Consider the following 17,393-nt stretch of genomic DNA (forward strand, 5'->3'; position numbering starts at 1 on the left):
TGCTGGGATACCATGACCACCCTTGTTTGGTTTCGCGATGACCTGCGCCTTTGCGATAACCCCGCACTCACCTGGGCTGCTTCCCGGGGCGAGGTTATCGCCTGCGTTCTAGACGAACCTGCCTACCCGCGTAGCCGCCCCTTGGGCAGTGCGACCAGCTGGTGGCGTGAACGCTCCCTTTCCTGCCGCGCAGAAGAGCTCGCTTCCTATAACGTTCCTTTATACAGGCTAAACGGCGACGCCCGTACGACAATCCCTGCCTTCGCTGAGTCTCAGAACGTTTCCGCCGTGTGCTGGAACCGGCGTTATCATCTGTCGACAATCGACGCCGTCTTAAAAGAATCCCTCCACTCGCAAGGCCTCGAGATCCACTCTTTTGCTGCCCATTGCCTGGTGGAGCCACAAGCCGTTAAGCCCTATAAGGTCTACAGCGCCTTCGCCCCATCTACGCTGGGGCGAAGTTTCCGCACGAGAAGTCTGGCAATTTGCAAGTTCGATCCCGACGGCACCTACGTGCGCCAGTGGGCACCACCGCTTAGCCCACCGCCCATCGTGGACCTCAAGCAGTCGCGGCAAGCCGCCTTGGACGCATACCAGGAAATCTGCTAGGCCCGCCGCGTGTTCTAACACGGTCATGCAAGACGGCCGGCGAGGCAACAGGAAAACATCGAGGGCCCCAGCCTTACGGCCGGGGCCCTCGATGTCTCTCTATACGCTTTGGATATCGCTGCGGGGTCTCAAGCCGCTGCGCCCTGCAAAGCTCAGGGTGTTCTCTCTATCTCTCATGCGCCTCTCTCAAACGCACAACATAAGTATGGGGCATGGAACTTGCGAGACAATGAATTCAACCTGCAAGTCCCCTGTGCGTTCCTGCCAATTTCCTGAAATTTAGAAAACGGCAAGAAGGCAAAAGAATGCCCCAACCGCGACGCGGTCGGGGCGAACCATCAGCGGCGCTTAAAGCGAACCACTAACAGAAGCAGAAATTACTCTGCGTAGTTCTTCTGAACAGAAGCGTCAACCGGGATGCCAGGACCGGAGGTCGTGGAGATGGTTACCTTCTTGACGTACTGGCCCTTAGCAGAGGACGGCTTCAGACGCAGGATCTCATCGTAGAGAGCGCCGTAGTTCTCAGCCAGCTTCTCAGCGTCGAAGGAAGCCTTGCCCAGGATTGCGTGCAGGTTGGAAGCCTTGTCAACACGGAAGGAGATCTTGCCGCCCTTGACGTCGGAGATAGCCTTCGCAACGTCAGCGGTGACGGTGCCGGTCTTCGGGTTCGGCATCAGACCACGTGGGCCGAGGACACGTGCAACGCGGCCGACCTTAGCCATCTGGTCCGGGGTAGCGATTGCAACGTCGAAGTCGATGTTGCCCTCGTTGATAGCGGAGATCAGCTCGTCGGTGCCGACGATGTCAGCGCCTGCAGCCTTAGCTGCCTCAGCCTTCTCGCCCTCTGCGAAGACAGCTACGCGAACGTCCTTACCGGTGCCGTTAGGCAGGGAAACGGTGCCGCGAACCAGCTGGTCAGCCTTGCGTGGGTCAACGCCCAGGCGGAAGACGACGTCGACAGTAGCGTCGAAGTTCTTGGAGGAGGTCTCCTTAGCGAGCTTTGCAGCCTCGAGCGGAGAGTACTGACGGGACTTGTCGACGAGCTCAGCAGCCGCCTTGTAAGCCTTAGAGTTGGTGCTCATTTAAGCAATTCCTTTTCTTGGATTGGTGTGGTCTTGGCGGGCCGTAGCTGGCCCTACCACGAACGACCACACGAGATGGCCGCTCATTTTTTGATGAAGTTGTTTACTTGGCTGGGATGCCGTCGACGGTGATGCCCATGGAACGAGCAGTGCCGGCGATGATGCGAGCACCGTTCTCGATGTCGCGAGCGTTCAGATCCTCGAACTTGGTCTGTGCAATCTCCTTGCACTGATCCCAGGTCACGGAACCGACCTTGTCGGTGTGAGGAACGCCGGAGCCCTTCTTGATGCCAGCGGCCTTCAACAGCAGCTTCGCTGCCGGCGGGGTCTTCAGCTTGAAATCGAAGGAGCGATCCTCGTAGACGGTGATCTCAACAGGCACAACGTTGCCGCGCTGGGACTCAGTCGCAGCGTTGTAAGCCTTGCAGAACTCCATGATGTTGACGCCGTGGGCACCCAGTGCCGGACCAACCGGCGGAGCTGGGTTAGCAGCGCCAGCCTCAATCTGCAGCTTGATGAAACCAGAAACCTTCTTCTTCGGAGCCATCGAATTACCTCTTTCCTGTGTTACCGGTGCGCTGCCACGATGAATAACAACGCCCCGTCCGGATGCTCACCTCAAGTGGGCCACCGGGGGGAGAAACGTTTAGTTGTCTGTGCACGCAAAAAGGCGCACGGCGTTTCATCCTAGAACACCGTGCGCCCTGCTACCAAATCGCGTAGTCTGCCATTTTCCCAGGCTACGCGCCAAGTGGTTTTAGGAGACGCGCTCGATTTCGGTCGGGGAAAGCTCGACTGGAGTCTCGCGGCCGAAGATGGAAACCAGACCCTGCATCTTACCGGTCTCTGGGTCGATCTCGGAGATGGTTGCGGAAACGGATGCCAGCGGGCCGGAGAGGATGGTAACTGCCTCGCCGACCTCGAAGTCGTGCGCGTAAGCCTTCGCAGCAGCCTTCTCCGGCATTGCGACGACCTGCTCGCCGTCTTGGTCGCCAGCGTTTTGGTTGGACTCCGGTGCAGCCTCGTTCGGCATGAGGAACTTGGCGACGTCGCGGATCTTGACCGGGGTCGCATTGCCCTCGTTGCCCACGAAGGAGGTCACGCCAGGGGTTTCGCGAACGACGGACCAGGCGGCGTCGTTGAGCTCCATGCGGACCAAGACGTAGCCCGGCAGCAGCTTGCGCTTGACGATCTTCTTCTTGCCGTCCTTGTTTTCCAGAATCTGCTCGACCGGAACGACAACCTCAAAGATGGAATCCTCAACTTCAAGAGTCTGGGCGCGCATGTCAAGGTTGGTCTTCACCTTGTTCTCGTAGCCGGAGTAGCACTGGATGATGTACCACTGGCCCGGCTGCTTCTTCAGCTCGCGGGTGAACTGGCGCAAACGACGGCGGTAGTCATCGTCCTCGGTTCCCTCAGCTTCAGCGGCGCTTGCAGCCTCTGCGTCTGCAGAATTAGACGCGTCCTCAGCGGCTTCTGCACCTTCTGCGGCAGGTGCGTCCGCGGACTCGGAATCAGCCACAGCTTCGGCTGCCTGGTCCTGTACGTTGCCGATGAGGGCCGCTTCGAGGGAGGTTTCTGGCGTTTCGACGTTGTTCTCGTCGCTCATGGTCTTTTACTCCATCCGTTCGCGCGCGAGCTTTAAAGAAGCAGGCGCTTCAAGAATTTTCTGCGCCCTAGCCTACCTGCGTTGCGGCCCCTAAACGAACGCCGCCCCGCCAAGCCACTAGGGCAAAAAGTATCCCGCCGTTTCCCTCGCCTCGCGAGTGAAATCAGCGGGATAAAAGCTTGTATTAAAAGACTACTAAGGAGTCAGAATCTTCTCAACTCCCAGACCGGACAGGGTGTCAACTCCCCAGACAAGGGCAGTCAGGACGATGAGGAAGGCGAAGGTAATAACGGTGTACTGAACCATTTCCTTTGCGGTTGGCCAGACGACCTTCTTCATTTCGGAAGCAACCTCGCTTGGGAAAGCGGCTACACCGCCGCCGACGGTTGCATCATCTTTTTTGTCCTCTACGCGTACAACTCGCTTGTCGGTGTACGCCTGCGATGAGGTGGTAGCTGCACCGGAGAGCTGGCGCTTACCGGTGGGGCGTGAAGCGCCTGACTTAATCGGCTGCTGTTCATCGCTCACAGCTGGTTCCTCCTTGGAAAAGTTTTGGCAGGGGCGACAGGACTCGAACCTGCAACCTACGGTTTTGGAGACCGTTGCGCTACCAATTGCGCCACGCCCCTATGCATGTAACTGTCAAAGACAGCATGCACAACCCTACCAGAACTGCGATTTACTTCTAAACCGCCAGCCCTTGGGCCGGAGTCGGTAGTAAAAAAGCGCCCGCGTTGTGGGGCACTTTCCTTTCCCGGTAGCGATGGCGAGAATTGAACTCGCGACACAGCGATTATGAGTCGCTTGCTCTACCACTGAGCTACACCGCCATAATCATGTGCACTAGATGCAGACATGATTGGAGCCCCCTGACAGAATCGAACTGTCGACCTTTTCCTTACCATGGAAACGCTCTGCCGACTGAGCTAAGGGGGCACAGCCTCGTTGAGTAACGAACTTTTTGTTCGCTGTGCTCTCGTTGAAGCCTTGAAAAGATTAACCCGATTTAGTCTAATTACACAAATCGCCAGTTCACTCTGCGTTTTTGAGCTCTTTCAAACGCACGTTTTCGCACACCTTTAGCCCAAGGGGCAGAGTGAGGCGAGCTTGAAGAACACGACCGCTAGATTTCACCCACGACGCGAAAACGAAGAAACCCCGTGGTCGAAACCACGGGGTTTAGATTGTGCCAGGTAGAAGATTCGAACTTCTGAAGGCAATGCCGGCGGATTTACAGTCCGCTCCCTTTGGCCGCTCGGGCAACCTGGCTTGCACTCGAGGTGCGATTAGGTACTTTACTACGAAGTGCCCACCGGCATGCAAATCGGCAGGACACAAGTCCTTTTAGTGCCTGCTTAGCCAACCCGGCGAACCGTGTAATCCGCCAACTGGCGCAGCGCCTCGCTAGCTGCACACTCCGGCAGCACCGAAAGCTGCTCCTCCACAACACGCAGGTAGCCGCGCACATCGTCCATGGCCTTCTCGCGGCCGCCCGAGCGACGCAGAAGGTCGATGGCGTGGTCAACAGACGCGTCGTCGGCAAGCGGGCCTGTCAAAAGCGCACGCAGTTCGTCGCCCACTGGACCTTCCTCCTCCAGGGCGTAGAGGACCGGCAGGGTAAATACACCCTCGCGAAGATCGGTGCCCGGGGTCTTACCGGATTCCTTCGGGTCGGAGAAGATGTCAATGATGTCGTCGACGATCTGGAAAATCATGCCGATTGCGCCACCAATCTGGCGCAACGCGGCGGCCTGTTCAGAGGTAGCACCGGAATGATAAGCGCCCAGGTAGCCAGCAGACGCGATGAGCACGGCCGTTTTCTCACGGATAACCGCCATGTAATGATCCACCGCATTAGCCTCGCCCGCGCCGATGGTCTCACGCATCTGGCCGGTGACCAGCTCCTCGAAAGTCTCCGCGAAGTGGCCAACCGTGTGGGTATCAAGCTGGGACATCAGGCGGGACGCATGCGCCAAGAGGGCGTCGCCAGCCAAAATTGCCACGGAGTTGGTCCAGCGGAAATTGGCGGACTCGACGCCGCGGCGGCGCTCAGCCTCATCCATCACGTCATCGTGATAAAGCGTTGCGACGTGCACCATTTCAACCACCGTGGCGGCTTTAATAACCTCAGCAGAAGCTGGGCGCTGGCCAAACTCGGAGGCGAGCAAAGCCATCATTGGACGAAAGCGCTTTCCGCCTGCACTCGAAAGGTGGCTGACCTTCTCTTTTACGAAGTCCTGCCCACGATCAATTTCATGGTGCAGCAATTCCTCAACGGCAGCCATTCCAGCGCCAATGCGCTCGCTTAGCTGCGGGTCACCCAAGTCCACATGAGTGGCATGAGTCTGGCCGTGAGACATTAACAGCGTTCCTTTAACTCAAAAATGGCAGTGATAATCAGCTACTTACCGTAGTCCATACCACGGCCCTAAACACACTCAAGGTGGCCAACGCGTGCAATGATAGTGCCCATGTCGCAGCAGATCGATAACCCAGAACTTGTAGACGTAGCCATCATCGGCGCAGGGCCGGCAGGTTCCGCCGCCGCCATTCACGCAGCTAAAGCGGGCTACGAAACGTTGCTTATCGACGCCGCGTCTTTCCCCCGTGACAAGACCTGCGGCGACGGGCTCACCCCGCGCGCGATGCATCAGCTGAATCTATTGGGGCTGGACATTAATGCGCAATATCGCAATAAGGGCTTGAAGCTACACGGTTATGGCGGCTCGGTAACCGCGCCGTGGCCCTCCAGCTACCCGACTTCGGTGGGTACGGCTTTGCCGCGCCACGAGTTCGACAATCTCGTCTTTGCGGCCGCACAGGCTGCAGGTGCAAAGACGTGGACCGGTACGCCTGCGACCGCCCCAGTGGTGGAAAACGGGTCTCTCACCAGTTTCCGCGTTGGTGAGCGCGAAGTGCGTTCCAAGTGGGTGATCGTGGCCGACGGCGTGCGCTCGACCTTTGGCAAGCAGCTAGGACGCGCTTGGCACCAAGACGAGGTCTATGGCATCGCTGCGCGCAGTTATGCGACTTCCACGCACGCAGCGGAGCCGTGGATGCACTCGCATGTGGAGCTGAAGTCGGAGACCGGCGAGGTGCAACCGGGCTATGGCTGGATTTTTCCGCTGGGTGCGGAAATCGGTGAGGTCAACATCGGACTTGGCGCGCTTTCAACGGCGCAGCGTCCGGCCCGTATCAACACCAAGAAGCTGCTTTCTCACTACGCGCAGCAGCAGCGCGCGGACTGGGGCTTAGGCGAAATCACCCGCGTAGCCTCAGCTCTGCTGCCTATGGGCGGTGCGGTCTCAAACGTGGCCGGTGCCAACTGGATGCTCATTGGTGACGCCGCGGCTTGCGTGAACCCGCTCAATGGCGAGGGCATCGACTATGGTTTGGAGACCGCAAAGCTTGCAGTCGAGTTGTTGGGCACCAAGGACTTCACACTGGCCTGGCCAGATCTGTTGCAGACGCAGTACGGCGAGGCTTTCGTCTTGGCGCGCACGGCCGCGCGCTTACTGACTTACCCACAGTTCCTGCCTTTCGCGGGCCCAGTTGCGCTGCGCGGGCCGGTCGGCCGGATGCTGATGCCGGCGGCAGCCCGGCTTATGGGCAACTTGGTCACAGAAGAAGACCGCGACCTCATCGCTCGCGCGTGGCGCCTGGCTGGCCGCGGCGTAGCGGCGGCGCGGCGCGATACGCCGCTGTGGAACACGCTCTAGGCCTGCGTGCCTTTCCAGATGGTCCTTTTGCGGGGAGCCTGGCCAAAGCTCGGCAGAGGGCTCGGTGAGTGCTCAGCAGGGCCGGAGCCAGCGTTGCTGGGCCTAGCGCAACGGCTTCGTCGCCGAGTGCAGCGCCACGATGCCGAGCGTCATGTTCTTCCAGCCCGCGCCTTCCCACCCATTGCGGTTGATGGCTGCGGCAAGTTCCTCTTGGTCGGGCCAGGCGCGAATCGAGTCAGCGAGATAGACATAAGCCTCCGGGTTCGACGAAACTAGCTTCGCAATCGGCGGCAGCAGGCGGGTTAAGTATTCCTTGTAGACCGTGCCGAAGACCGGGATGATGGGCTTGGAAAACTCTGCCACTGCAATACGGCCGCCCGGTTTGGTTACGCGAGCCATCTCACGCAGCCCCAGCTCGAAATCGTGGATATTGCGCAGGCCATAAGAGATTGTTACGGCGTCGAAGGTCTCGTCTGCGAAGGGCAACTGCATGCCGTCGCCGGCAACCTTCGGCACATCGCGCTGTGCACCGGCGGCCAGCATGCCGCGGGAGAAGTCGCAGGCCACACACCACGCGCCGGACTTGGCGAGCTCCTCAGTCGACACAGCCGTGCCCGCCGCCAAGTCGAGGACTTTCTCCCCCGGCCGCAAGTCCAAGCGTTCACGGGTGCGCTTACGCCAGGTCTTATCCTGGCCAAAGGACAGCACCGTATTAGTGATGTCATACTTGGCACCGACGGCGTCGAACATGCGCGCAACGTCGAAGGGCTTCTTATCGAGATCTGCCTTTGACATAAGTAGCTAGTTTAGGCCACGCGTGCACCGAGGGCACGCGCCGCCCACCGCGGCAGCTCAGGGCGCTGACCCAGGATGGTCAACGGCACGCGGCGAGTATCTTCCAAGACCTCCTCGTAGTAGCCCAGAAGCTGCTCGCACAGCGCCTTCCACGTCTTGGAAGAAATCGACTCGCGGGCATTCGCACGCAACTCCTCGTGGATTTCTGGGTTCAGCAGCGCATCGACGGCGTTGGGGAGATCCTCGACGAAGGTCGCGACTTCGAGAAGCAGCCCGTTGTAGCCCTCCTGAATGAGATCCACTGGGCCTCCGGCGCGCGGCCCAATCGTGGGGACGCCGGAAGCCTGCGCCTCCTGAATGGCCTGGCAGAAGGTTTCGAATTCGCCCGCGTGAACGAAGACGTCGAGAGAGGCATAAGCTTGGGCCAATTCGTCGCCGCCGAGCGCGCCCGTGAAGTAAGCGTTGGGCAGCTGTGCCTCCAACAGTGGACGCTCTGGGCCGTCGCCAACGATGACCAGCTGAATATCGGAGCGATCATTCAGCGCAGCCAGACGGTGCACGCCCTTTTCTGCAGCAAGACGGCCAACGAAACCCACGACCTTCTTGCCGTCTGCACCCCACTGCTTGCGCAACTGCGCGGAGCGCTTAGACGGGTGGAAACGCTCCGCATCCACACCGCGGCCCCAGTGGCGCACATTTTTGATGTTGTGATCTTCCAAATCGCGGATGGTCAACGAGGAAGGCGCGAGCGTCATCTGGCAGGCGTTGTGGATGGTGCGCAGCCACTCCCAGGTGGCATAAGCCAGCGCGGAAGCGTGGTACTTGGTAGCGAAACCGGCGACGTCAGTTTGGTAGAGCGCCACCGACGGAATGCGTTGCTGACGGGCGGAGAAGGCCCCGGCCGCACCCAGAACAAAGGGGCTGGCCAGGTGGATGATGTCGGGCTTGAACTGCCGCAGTGCCTCGTCCACGGCGGTGGTTGGTACGCCGACAGGCAGCGAATCAATCAGTGGGATGCGCACGGTGGGAACCCGCACGATGGGAAAGCCTAGGTAATCCGCGATTTCCTCCTGCCCCTCGCGCGCACCGGGGGCAATGACAAGGGCCTCGTGCCCGGTTTCTGCCAGGTGCTCAAGCACACGCAGCACGGAGTTGGTCACTCCATTGACGTTGGGAAGGAAGGACTCTGCCACAATCGCAACACGCATGGGTTCAATAATCCCCTATTTGCCTAGGATTCCGGTGAAGCCTGCGGAAAATTTTGGTTAACACTTTCATTTGCTTGGCGACGCCGCTCCGCCGCCCGCGTGCTCAATCCCACCGTCCACCATGCCGCCGCGGCAATCAGGCTGGCCACGACCATCGAGGAAAGCGCCGGGAGGATAGACAGCGTCCATTCGCGGCCCTCGACTTTTACTAGGTCAGGGTCACTTTGCGAGTAGAGCACCCAGACCTGCTGGCCCTCCCCCAGCCCGGTGGGATAAAGCAGGCCGGATTGCGGGGAATGGTAGATGCCTTCGGAGTCCTGGAAATCGACGTAGGTTCTTGTGATTCCTACGTCCGTGACCGTCGCCAACGCGCGGCCCGGATTGGACTCGATGGAGCGATCGTTTAAGAAAGCCCCCACCATCATCCCCAGCATCGCGACAATCGACGCCGCGTACAACGCAATGATGAGCTGATGCAGGCGCCGGCGATACACGACAGGCGTGTAGCGCGGGGCCACTGCCGCCTTCGGCGCCTTGGGCGGCCGCGCCGGAAATGCGCCCACCTACTGGCCGACCTTTGCAGTCAGCTCCGCCTGCAGCTGGCGGCGGGTTTCGCGGGTGGTGTGTGCTTCGACGATGGTGACTCCGGTGGAGTATTCCTTCAGCTCGGCGAGTGTATCGAGAAGCTTCTGTGGAGTATTCGCCGCGCGGTACTCGGCGCCGAAGGCTTCCGCCACCTGTTCCAGTTTCATTCCGTGCGGGGTGCCGAAGGCCTTCTCGAAGGAGGGACGGAACGGCTCTGCGCCCTGTTCCAGAAGCTCGAAGATGCCGCAGCCGTCATCATTGGCCACCACGATAGTGAGATTTTCCGGGCGGGCCTCGTCTTCTGGAACAAGAAGTGAGGTGGCGTCGTGGAGGAAGGTGACATCGCCAAGCAATGCGATAACGCGCGGGGCGCGCCATGCATCAGCTTCGCGGGATTGGGTGGCCAGCGCGATGCCCATGGCCTGTGCGATGGTGCCGTCGATGCCGGCGGCGCCGCGGGGTGAGAAGGTATCCACGCCGTCGAAAGGCAGGCCTACCAGCGAGGCATCGCGGACCGGGTTCGAGGCGCCTAGGACCAAGATGTCTTCGACGGAGAGGGTATCCCCCACCGCGGCGGCGACGTGCAGGCCGGTGAAACCAAGCTCCTTGTTCTCAAGGACCTCGCGCACCCCGGAGGAAGCCATCTCAGCGGCGCCCTCGCAGATCTTCAGCCACTCGCGGCTCGGCTCGCCGGTGGTCTTGACCGTGGTACCCAAAGTGGCTTGCTCGCCACGCGGATTGGTGAAATCGGCGCTGCGGGAAAGAACGATGAGCTCGATGTCTGGGTCGTTGATAAGCGCCATGACGCCGCGGTGCAGCGTAGGATGGCCCACCACGATGACCTGCTCGACCTTGGTGTTAACCACGTAATCGTTAGCCGAGACCTGCGCGCGGCGGAAGATATGAGCCGCCGCTGGGTGCACCGGGTGGAATGGTGCCGGCGCGGTGGGCTCGGCGATGGTCGGGACGTCCTCGAGGCCTTGGACCTCCCAAGCTTCGTCGCCGGCGATAACGAGCGTGTTCTTGCTCAAGTCAACCTCGACCTCGCCGTGGTTGACAGGTCGCGGCGTAGGTGCCTTGCGGGAGGTGTGATCAGAAGGCTTTTCCGGCAGTGACTCGTGGAGAAGTGGAACGTCAAAGGCAACGTTGATGTGCACCTGCAGGTCACTAGTAAAACGCTGCGCAACCTGCGGAATGTCTGCTTCCTCAGCCACCTGGGTGGTCGCAGCGTAGACGCCGAAAATGCCCTGCTGCTGAATGGTCTGAGAAGCGCCCGTGCCCACCAAGCGTGCGGGACGATCAGCGCTGATGACAGCCAGCGGGGTATGCGAGTGGGCTGCCTCCACCATCGCTGGTAATGCGTTAGCCACGGCGGTGCCAGACGTCATCACAACGCCAACGTGGCGGCGCTGCACGCGCGCCATGCCCAGGGCGGTAAAGGCCGCGGAGCGCTCATCCAAACGAGTGTGAACGCGGATATCCTCGCGAGCCAGCAGCGCCAAAGAAAGCGGCGCGTTGCGGGAGCCTGGGCAGATAATGACGTCAGACAGGTGGCGCGCCAATTGCGCAGCCACCGCCTCCGCCAGCTTCATGGAGTCAGTCATGGTGCTCCATAGTACTAGCTGGCGTTTAGGGGCTTAAGCTCCCTGGGAGTTGCCGTTACCGTTGCCATTCCCATTGCCGTTTCCGCCGCCCAGCAGGTCGTTCAGTAGACTCTCTAGGTCCTCGCCACCCTGATCCAGCTGATCCCGTACGTCTGGCGGAAGCTCGGTTGGCAGCTGGTCGATCGGGTTTTCACTCTGTGGTGCTTCCTCGGTGACCGTTTCAGTAACGGTGGTGGGCTTTTCCTCAGTAACCGTTGCGGTGGAAGTTACCGTCTCCGGCTGGGAATCCGCCTCGGAGCTGGCGTTGCGCCACATGAAAAACAGTGCGCCGGCCGCGATAACTGCCAGGGCCGCAATAGCAGCGAAGACGCTGGTCAACCCAGAACCGCCGCTCTTACGCTTGCGTTCCGGCTCCACCTCATAGCTGGAGGGCACCGGCTCGTAGCCGGATTCATAGCCAGAGTCATAGCCAGAGCCATAGCCGCTAGGCTGACCATATCCGCCGGGGCTTGCTTGAGGCGCCGGAGACTGTTGCGCGCCCTGCCCAGGAAATACCTGACGCGGCCGCTCCTCTGACGCGCCGAATTGACGGGTAGCGTCGTTGCTGCCGAAGCCCGAGTTGGAGCCCGGCCCATACCCAGTCACGCGACCAATCTGCCGGGTTTCATCGTCAGAGTAGCCGCCGGAATTATTTCCAAAGTTATTAGCCATGCTCCTAGAAATACCCTATTTTCCTGTAGAAACACAGGCAGAAACCCGCAAGCCGCCTTATTAACTTGCAGCTGCAGCCAGCGCGCCGCCAGTTGGACTGTCCTGCTTGGCAACCTCGCCTGGCGTGCCGGTAGCCACAATCTTTCCGCCCGCTGCACCGGCACCAGGGCCCAGCTCGATGACTGTATCTGCCTCCGCGATGACCGAGAGATTGTGCTCGACCACGACGACGGTCTGCCCGGCGTCGACAAGCTTGTGCAGCTCCGCATTCAGCAAGGCGATGTCCGCTGGGTGCAGACCAGTGGTTGGCTCATCGAGGAGGTAAACCGTGTGCCCGCGGTGGGAATTGCGCGAGCGCTGCAGCTCGGTGGCCAACTTGATGCGCTGGGCCTCACCGCCGGAAAGCTCGGGCGCGCCCTGGCCTAAGCGCAGGTAGCCCAGCCCCACGGCCTGGAGGGTCTCCAGCGCGCGCATGATTGCAGTGACCTGCGCGGAGCCTTCAGCGGCGGCGAATACCTCGTGGGCGTCGTCAACGCTTAACTCTAGGATCTGCGCAATCGTGCGCCCGCCCCACGTCACTTCGAGTGTTTCAGGGTTGTAGCGTTTGCCCTGGCAATCCGGGCATAGCGTGTAAGAACCGGGAAGGAAGACCAACTCAACCTCGATCTGCCCCGCACCGCCGCAGGTAGGGCACTGCCCTTGCTTGACGTTGTAGGAAAAGCGCGAGACCGTCCACTTGCGCTGCTTGGCTTCTAGTGTGTTGGCAAAAAGCTTGCGGACGTGGTCAAAGAGGCCGGTATAGGTCGCGAGCGTCGAGCGCGGCGTGCGGCCAATGGGCTTCTGAGTGATTTGCACCAGGCGGGTGACTTCACCGAGATTTTCTGTGTTTTCGACGCTCCACTGCCGAACCGCGCCGTCGGGTTGTTCCTCGGCGTCGGTCACGGCGGTCGCCTGCTCGCGCAACAGACCTGCAAGAACCGTCGAGACCAACGTGGACTTTCCCGAACCGGAGACACCCGTGACTGCAGTGAAGGCGCCTAATGCAAAGTCCACGTCGAGCCCGCGCAGGTTGCGCGCCTTAATGCCGCGTAAGTGCAGTTGTTTCTCGCTCTTTCGTGGGGTCTCATTCAATGCCAAACGACGCCGCGCCAGCGCCTTACTGGTCGGGGTATCGGCATCATAGTCGGCGACTGGGCCGGAGTACAGTACCTGGCCGCCGCCTTCGCCGGCGTGAGGGCCGACGTCGACAAGCCAGTCAGCTTGTGCGACCAAATCCATGTCGTGCTCAACCAGCAGGACGGTGTTGCCGGCGGCGACGAAGCGGCGGCAGATGTCCATAACGGCTGTGCGCTCCTCTGGGTGCAGGCCAGCGGAGGGCTCGTCCAACACGTAGGTGACGCCGAAGAGCCCCGAGCGCAGCTGCGCGGCGAGGCGGATTCTTTGTAATTCGCCAGCCGAAAGCGTCTCCGTGGGGCGGCCTAGGCTCAGGTGCGCCAGGCCGAGTTCCAGGGCGGAGGTCAAGGCAGGAATAACCTGTTTGAGTAAGAGATCCTCGGCGCTGTTTTCTTCCGGTTTCTGCTTGGCAAGCAACTCGTGGAGCGCATCCAAGGGCAGGTCGTTGAGGGTGTCGATTGGCAGGCCCGCGTAAGTGACCTGCAGCGCGCGCGGATTCAGCCGGCGGCCCTGGCAGGTAGGGCAGGTGTGTGACTCCATGTACTGGAGCGTGCGCTTGCGCAAGCTCTCAGACTGCGTTTCCGCGAGAGTCTTGTTGAGGTAGCTGGCCACCGAGCGCCACGTGCCTTCGTAGTTGCGCTGAATCTGGTCAGCGCCGCGCAGTGGCTTGACGGTGACCACGGGGCGTTCCTCGGTGAAGAGGATCCAGTCTCGGTCTGCGCGCGGGAGCTCGCGCCACGGGGAATCCATGTCATAGCCCAAAGTCATGAGGATGTCATGGAAGTTCTTGCCTGCCCATGCACCGGGCCAGGCGGCGATGGCGCCCTCCTCGATGCTCAAGGACTGGTCCGGAACCATCGACTCCTCGGTCGCCACATGCACCACGCCCGTGCCCTGACACTCCGGACACATCCCCTCGGGCGTATTCGGCGAAAAGGAATCGGAGTACAGGCCTTCTGGGTTATCCCCGGCGCGCGAATAGAGCAGACGCACGGAATTGGAGATGGCGGAAATCGTGCCGGCGGTCGAGCGCGCGCCGCCCGCTGAGGTGGACTGCTCGAGGGCCACTGTGGGTGGAAGGCCTTCAATCTGGCTGACCTGCGGATCCACGGCGGAGCCGATGAGGCGGCGTGCAAAAGGTGCGACGGATTCGAGGTAGCGGCGCTGGCCTTCTCCGTGGATGGTGCCGAAAGCAAGGGAAGACTTACCGGAGCCTGAAACGCCAGTCACGGCGACGACTTTGCCGCGCGGAATATCGACGTCGACGTTGCGCAGGTTATGAAGGTGGGCGTCACGGACGCTAATCATGCCAGTCATGGCCGCCAGCCTACCGCGCGCAAACTCAGACCAACGGTGTACATTTTGCCAATTAGTGGCGGAGATCCTGGCGTTTTCCGGGCGCTAATTGGCAAATTGTGCGGTTTTCCACGCCGCACAAACGCCGTTGCAGATAGAGATAAACCCTAAAGGAACTGCCAACACTCACGCACGCGCGCAAACCACCAATCCCGGCGCTCGGGCGCGGCCGCCAGGCCGGACAAGCGCGCCGGATCCGGTGGGAGCGGGGTGGCGGCAAGGTGCCCATCAATCAGTTGGCGCGGCTCCGTGACGTCTTCGAGGAACAGCGAGCCCGTGGCCAACCCGGCGGCGGCAGGAGTGACGTCGACGTCTTCGTCATCAAGAATCTTCGGCAGCGCCGCGACGGTGGCCAGCCCCATGCCGATTCCCACCGAGGTATCCAAGGCCGAAGCCACCGTAATATCCATGTGGCGGGAACGCAGATGCTTGGCGACGTCGAGCACCCTGCGTACTCCGCCCAAAGGCGCCGGCTTTACCACCGCGACGTCGGCTGCCTGCAGATCAGCCACGCGGTACGGGTCCTCGACCTTGCGGATAGACTCATCTGCCGCAACGCGCACGAAAAGCCCGTTGCGCATCAGCTGGCGACGCACCTCCGCGAGTTCTTCTGCGCTCGCGCAAGGCTGTTCCATATAGTCCAACGGCATCAAAGCCTTGGCTGCCTCGACTGCCTGCTCAACGCTCCAGCCGCCGTTGGCGTCGACGCGAAGGACGGGGACGCGTCCGCGCTCGGTGATGTAGTTGCGTACGGCGGTGACGCGCGCGATGTCGTCGGCAAGCGTCTGGCCCTTCTCTGCAACCTTGATCTTGAAGGTGCGGCAGCCTGGGTAGCACTCCATCACGGCAGGAACCTCGCTGGCAGGCACGGCGGGGATGGTGCCGTTGACCTCGATGAGATCGCGGACTGGTTCCGGGAAGCCTTCATAAGCCGCCTCCAAGCCGGCTGCCAACCAATGTGCCGACTCGGCTGGGCCGTATTCCAGGAAAGGTGAGAACTCGCCCCAGCCTGCAGGACCCTCGATAAGCAATGCTTCGCGGGTTGTTATCCCACGAAACTTCACGGCAAGCGGCAATGAGACAACATGGGCGCGGGATAGGACGTCATCGATATGCATGGCTTTCATGGTAGCGCCCTCAGACCATTGACCCCCTCCCCGCTCTGCGCTATTTTTGGGAACCTATACCAATAAAGGAGGAATTATGCTGCTAGCTGAGGCATTGGCGGAGCGCGCCCAGGCGCAAGAGCGTCTCAATAGCCTGCACGAGCGGCTACTCGCCGTGGTTCGCGTGCAGGAGGGCGATACCCCGGAGGAGGATCCGCAGGAGCTGCTGCGCGAGCTCGACGGCGTGACCGGGCGCATCGATGAGCTGGTGCAGGCCATTAATGCGACAAATATCGCCACCGCCTTCGATGAGAAGATGAACTTAATGGAGGCCCTCGCTCTGCGGGACGGCCTTGTGCGCAAGCGCCGCATCTACCACGACTTGGCGCAGCGGGCGGGCACACGCTCGGATCGTTATTCCCGCAACGAGATTAAGTTTGTCTCCACCATCCCGGTGGCGGATATGCGCAAGCATGTCGACGATCTATCTAAGCAGTACCGCGAATTAGATACCCGCATCCAGCAGCTGAACTGGAATACCGAACTGAAAAACGGATAGTCATGTCGCGCGCCGCATAAAGCGCGCGATGGTAGCCCACACGCCTGCAGCGAGCAGGCCCCCACCCTGGAGGGGAAAGTCAAGGGACACCAGGCCCTCTTTAGCGCTTTTAAAAGAGGCGGGGGAGTTCGAGTCTCCCCACAGCATGGAGTACCGCGCTGGCATGGCGTACACGGGTACATTGCGGGGCGAAGCCCTCGTAGTATCGCGCATTGATTATTACCGGCCTGCTGGGCAGCGCGTGTGGGTGAGGGTTGGGAATGGGGACTATTCTTCTTTTGCCACTAAGCTGGCCGTTATGAGCGAGCAGAAAAAATACAGCACCGATAATCCCTTTCGGCCGGAATTGTGGCATTCCGTAGAGGGGTTTGAAGACCTCACGGATATCACCTACCACCGGCTCATCGGAGACAAGCGCGAGGACGGCATCGTCCGCATCGCGTTTGACCGCCCGGAGGTGCGCAATGCCTTTCGCCCGCATACCGTAGACGAGCTCTACCGCGCCCTTGACCACGCCCGCCGCACGCCGGATGTGGGCACGATTTTGCTCACCGGCAATGGCCCGAGCGAAAAGGACGGCGGCTGGGCTTTTTGTTCGGGCGGCGACCAGCGCATTCGCGGCCGCTCCGGGTACCACTACGCCACCGAGCACGCCCACGATGATGCCACCGCGGATGAATCCACCGTGGACACCGCCCGCGAGAAGGTCGAAGGCGGCCGCCTACATATCCTCGAGGTCCAGCGCCTTATCCGCACCATGCCCAAGGTGGTCATCGCCGTAGTCAATGGCTGGGCTGCCGGCGGCGGGCATTCCCTGCACGTAGTCTGCGATATGACGGTCGCCTCCCGCCAGGAGGCGCGCTTCAAGCAGACCGACGCGGACGTGGGATCCTTCGACGCCGGTTATGGCTCGGCCTACTTGGCAAAAATGGTGGGCCAAAAGTATGCCCGCGAAATCTTCTTCCTGGGTCGCACTTACGACGCCCAGCGCATGTACGAGATGGGCGCCGTCAACGAGGTCGTCGATCACGCCGACTTGGAAGATGCCGCCATCCAGATGGGCCGCGAAATCAACGGCAAGTCCCCGACGGCCCAGCGCATGCTGAAGTTCGCCTTCAACCTGACCGATGACGGCCTCATGGGCCAGCAGGTCTTCGCCGGCGAGGCGACCCGCCTGGCATACATGACTGACGAGGCCGTCGAGGGCAAGGAGGCATTCCTCGAAAAGCGTGATCCACAGTGGGAGCAGTTCCCGTACTACTACTAGTCAGGAGTTG

At 60.9% G+C, this 17,393-nt stretch carries 16 protein-coding genes and 4 tRNA genes; 4 read left to right on the forward strand and 16 right to left on the reverse strand.

The features are described 5' to 3' along the window. Positions 1 to 12 precede the first annotated feature (12 nt). A complete protein-coding gene (locus HMPREF2888_RS06170; RefSeq protein WP_070518526.1) occupies positions 13 to 609 on the forward strand; it encodes a deoxyribodipyrimidine photo-lyase in 597 nt (198 codons plus the stop codon). 377 nt (positions 610 to 986) lie between these two features. Here HMPREF2888_RS06170 and rplA read toward each other — a convergent pair whose 3' ends face one another. The 9 genes from rplA to HMPREF2888_RS06215 all read right to left on the reverse strand — a co-directional run bounded on the left by rplA (position 987) and on the right by HMPREF2888_RS06215 (position 5,660). Continuing rightward, positions 987 to 1,691, reverse strand: a complete 705-nt coding sequence (gene rplA / locus HMPREF2888_RS06175; RefSeq protein ID WP_061920443.1) for a 50S ribosomal protein L1 — start codon at positions 1,689 to 1,691, stop codon at positions 987 to 989. A gap of 103 nt (positions 1,692 to 1,794) precedes the next feature. Further along, positions 1,795 to 2,238: a 50S ribosomal protein L11 gene (rplK, locus tag HMPREF2888_RS06180; protein WP_061920442.1), complete on the reverse strand. Its 444-nt coding sequence runs from the start codon at positions 2,236 to 2,238 to the stop codon at positions 1,795 to 1,797. Between the two features lie 210 nt (positions 2,239 to 2,448). Further along, positions 2,449 to 3,300 carry a transcription termination/antitermination protein NusG gene (gene nusG, locus HMPREF2888_RS06185; RefSeq protein WP_070518527.1) on the reverse strand — a complete coding sequence of 284 codons (852 nt, stop codon included), beginning with the start codon at positions 3,298 to 3,300 and terminating at the stop codon, positions 2,449 to 2,451. Between the two features lie 195 nt (positions 3,301 to 3,495). Continuing rightward, positions 3,496 to 3,828, reverse strand: coding sequence for a preprotein translocase subunit SecE (gene secE / locus HMPREF2888_RS06190; protein WP_062035935.1), 333 nt, complete (start codon positions 3,826 to 3,828; stop codon positions 3,496 to 3,498). Between the two features lie 25 nt (positions 3,829 to 3,853). After that, positions 3,854 to 3,929 (reverse strand) — tRNA-Trp (locus HMPREF2888_RS06195). 129 nt (positions 3,930 to 4,058) lie between these two features. Continuing rightward, positions 4,059 to 4,130, reverse strand: a tRNA-Met gene (locus HMPREF2888_RS06200). A 30-nt stretch (positions 4,131 to 4,160) separates the two neighbouring features. Then, a tRNA-Thr gene (locus tag HMPREF2888_RS06205) sits at positions 4,161 to 4,236 on the reverse strand. Positions 4,237 to 4,487: 251 nt separating this feature from the next. After that, positions 4,488 to 4,569, reverse strand: a tRNA-Tyr gene (locus tag HMPREF2888_RS06210). An 86-nt stretch (positions 4,570 to 4,655) separates the two neighbouring features. After that, the gene (locus HMPREF2888_RS06215; RefSeq protein ID WP_061920439.1) at positions 4,656 to 5,660 is read right to left on the reverse strand and encodes a polyprenyl synthetase family protein; all 1,005 of its coding nucleotides are present in this window, start codon (positions 5,658 to 5,660) and stop codon (positions 4,656 to 4,658) included. 99 nt (positions 5,661 to 5,759) lie between these two features. Between HMPREF2888_RS06215 and HMPREF2888_RS06220 the strand changes: the two genes are divergently transcribed. Further along, complete coding sequence (locus HMPREF2888_RS06220; RefSeq protein WP_070518528.1) at positions 5,760 to 7,019, forward strand: geranylgeranyl reductase family protein; 1,260 nt, start codon at positions 5,760 to 5,762, stop codon at positions 7,017 to 7,019. A 102-nt stretch (positions 7,020 to 7,121) separates the two neighbouring features. On the opposite strand, the gene HMPREF2888_RS06225 is transcribed toward HMPREF2888_RS06220, so the two are convergent. The 7 genes from HMPREF2888_RS06225 to HMPREF2888_RS06255 form a co-directional block, all read right to left on the reverse strand. Continuing rightward, complete coding sequence (locus tag HMPREF2888_RS06225) at positions 7,122 to 7,814, reverse strand: demethylmenaquinone methyltransferase (RefSeq protein WP_061920436.1); 693 nt, start codon at positions 7,812 to 7,814, stop codon at positions 7,122 to 7,124. 11 nt (positions 7,815 to 7,825) lie between these two features. Next, the gene (locus HMPREF2888_RS06230) at positions 7,826 to 9,022 is read right to left on the reverse strand and encodes a glycosyltransferase family 4 protein (protein ID WP_061920433.1); all 1,197 of its coding nucleotides are present in this window, start codon (positions 9,020 to 9,022) and stop codon (positions 7,826 to 7,828) included. Positions 9,023 to 9,045: 23 nt separating this feature from the next. After that, positions 9,046 to 9,540, reverse strand: a complete 495-nt coding sequence (locus tag HMPREF2888_RS06235; protein WP_371326265.1) for a DUF3592 domain-containing protein — start codon at positions 9,538 to 9,540, stop codon at positions 9,046 to 9,048. 45 nt (positions 9,541 to 9,585) lie between these two features. Then, positions 9,586 to 11,211, reverse strand: coding sequence for a 2-succinyl-5-enolpyruvyl-6-hydroxy-3-cyclohexene-1-carboxylic-acid synthase (gene menD / locus HMPREF2888_RS06240; RefSeq protein WP_070432533.1), 1,626 nt, complete (start codon positions 11,209 to 11,211; stop codon positions 9,586 to 9,588). A gap of 33 nt (positions 11,212 to 11,244) precedes the next feature. Continuing rightward, positions 11,245 to 11,922 carry a hypothetical protein gene (locus tag HMPREF2888_RS06245; RefSeq protein WP_062035946.1) on the reverse strand — a complete coding sequence of 226 codons (678 nt, stop codon included), beginning with the start codon at positions 11,920 to 11,922 and terminating at the stop codon, positions 11,245 to 11,247. Positions 11,923 to 11,982: 60 nt separating this feature from the next. Further along, positions 11,983 to 14,403 carry an excinuclease ABC subunit UvrA gene (locus tag HMPREF2888_RS06250; RefSeq protein WP_371326200.1) on the reverse strand — a complete coding sequence of 807 codons (2,421 nt, stop codon included), beginning with the start codon at positions 14,401 to 14,403 and terminating at the stop codon, positions 11,983 to 11,985. 155 nt (positions 14,404 to 14,558) lie between these two features. Then, positions 14,559 to 15,578, reverse strand: coding sequence for an o-succinylbenzoate synthase (locus HMPREF2888_RS06255; protein WP_061920425.1), 1,020 nt, complete (start codon positions 15,576 to 15,578; stop codon positions 14,559 to 14,561). Between the two features lie 76 nt (positions 15,579 to 15,654). On the opposite strand from HMPREF2888_RS06255, the gene HMPREF2888_RS06260 reads away from it, so the two are divergent. Beyond that, entirely contained in the window at positions 15,655 to 16,116 is a 462-nt protein-coding gene (locus HMPREF2888_RS06260; protein ID WP_061920423.1) for a DIP1984 family protein, read from the forward strand. Positions 16,117 to 16,414: 298 nt separating this feature from the next. Next, positions 16,415 to 17,383 carry a 1,4-dihydroxy-2-naphthoyl-CoA synthase gene (locus tag HMPREF2888_RS06265; RefSeq protein ID WP_070518538.1) on the forward strand — a complete coding sequence of 323 codons (969 nt, stop codon included), beginning with the start codon at positions 16,415 to 16,417 and terminating at the stop codon, positions 17,381 to 17,383. Positions 17,384 to 17,393 lie beyond the last annotated feature (10 nt).

The sequence above is a fragment of the Corynebacterium sp. HMSC077D03 genome, assembly GCF_001808545.1.
GTDB lineage: Bacteria > Actinomycetota > Actinomycetes > Mycobacteriales > Mycobacteriaceae > Corynebacterium > Corynebacterium simulans.

Coding starts and splice junctions, on each gene's coding strand:
- menD (WP_070432533.1), bottom strand. CDS start 11,211: ATGACTGACTCCATGAAGCTGGCGGAGGCGGTGGCTGCGCAATTGGCG.
- HMPREF2888_RS06230 (WP_061920433.1), bottom strand. CDS start 9,022: ATGCGTGTTGCGATTGTGGCAGAGTCCTTCCTTCCCAACGTCAATGGA.
- HMPREF2888_RS06245 (WP_062035946.1), bottom strand. CDS start 11,922: ATGGCTAATAACTTTGGAAATAATTCCGGCGGCTACTCTGACGATGAA.
- HMPREF2888_RS06250 (WP_371326200.1), bottom strand. CDS start 14,403: ATGATTAGCGTCCGTGACGCCCACCTTCATAACCTGCGCAACGTCGAC.
- rplK (WP_061920442.1), bottom strand. CDS start 2,238: ATGGCTCCGAAGAAGAAGGTTTCTGGTTTCATCAAGCTGCAGATTGAG.
- HMPREF2888_RS06265 (WP_070518538.1), top strand. CDS start 16,415: ATGAGCGAGCAGAAAAAATACAGCACCGATAATCCCTTTCGGCCGGAA.
- HMPREF2888_RS06220 (WP_070518528.1), top strand. CDS start 5,760: ATGATAGTGCCCATGTCGCAGCAGATCGATAACCCAGAACTTGTAGAC.
- rplA (WP_061920443.1), bottom strand. CDS start 1,691: ATGAGCACCAACTCTAAGGCTTACAAGGCGGCTGCTGAGCTCGTCGAC.
- HMPREF2888_RS06170 (WP_070518526.1), top strand. CDS start 13: ATGACCACCCTTGTTTGGTTTCGCGATGACCTGCGCCTTTGCGATAAC.
- nusG (WP_070518527.1), bottom strand. CDS start 3,300: ATGAGCGACGAGAACAACGTCGAAACGCCAGAAACCTCCCTCGAAGCG.
- HMPREF2888_RS06225 (WP_061920436.1), bottom strand. CDS start 7,814: ATGTCAAAGGCAGATCTCGATAAGAAGCCCTTCGACGTTGCGCGCATG.
- HMPREF2888_RS06260 (WP_061920423.1), top strand. CDS start 15,655: ATGCTGCTAGCTGAGGCATTGGCGGAGCGCGCCCAGGCGCAAGAGCGT.
- HMPREF2888_RS06255 (WP_061920425.1), bottom strand. CDS start 15,578: ATGAAAGCCATGCATATCGATGACGTCCTATCCCGCGCCCATGTTGTC.
- HMPREF2888_RS06215 (WP_061920439.1), bottom strand. CDS start 5,660: ATGTCTCACGGCCAGACTCATGCCACTCATGTGGACTTGGGTGACCCG.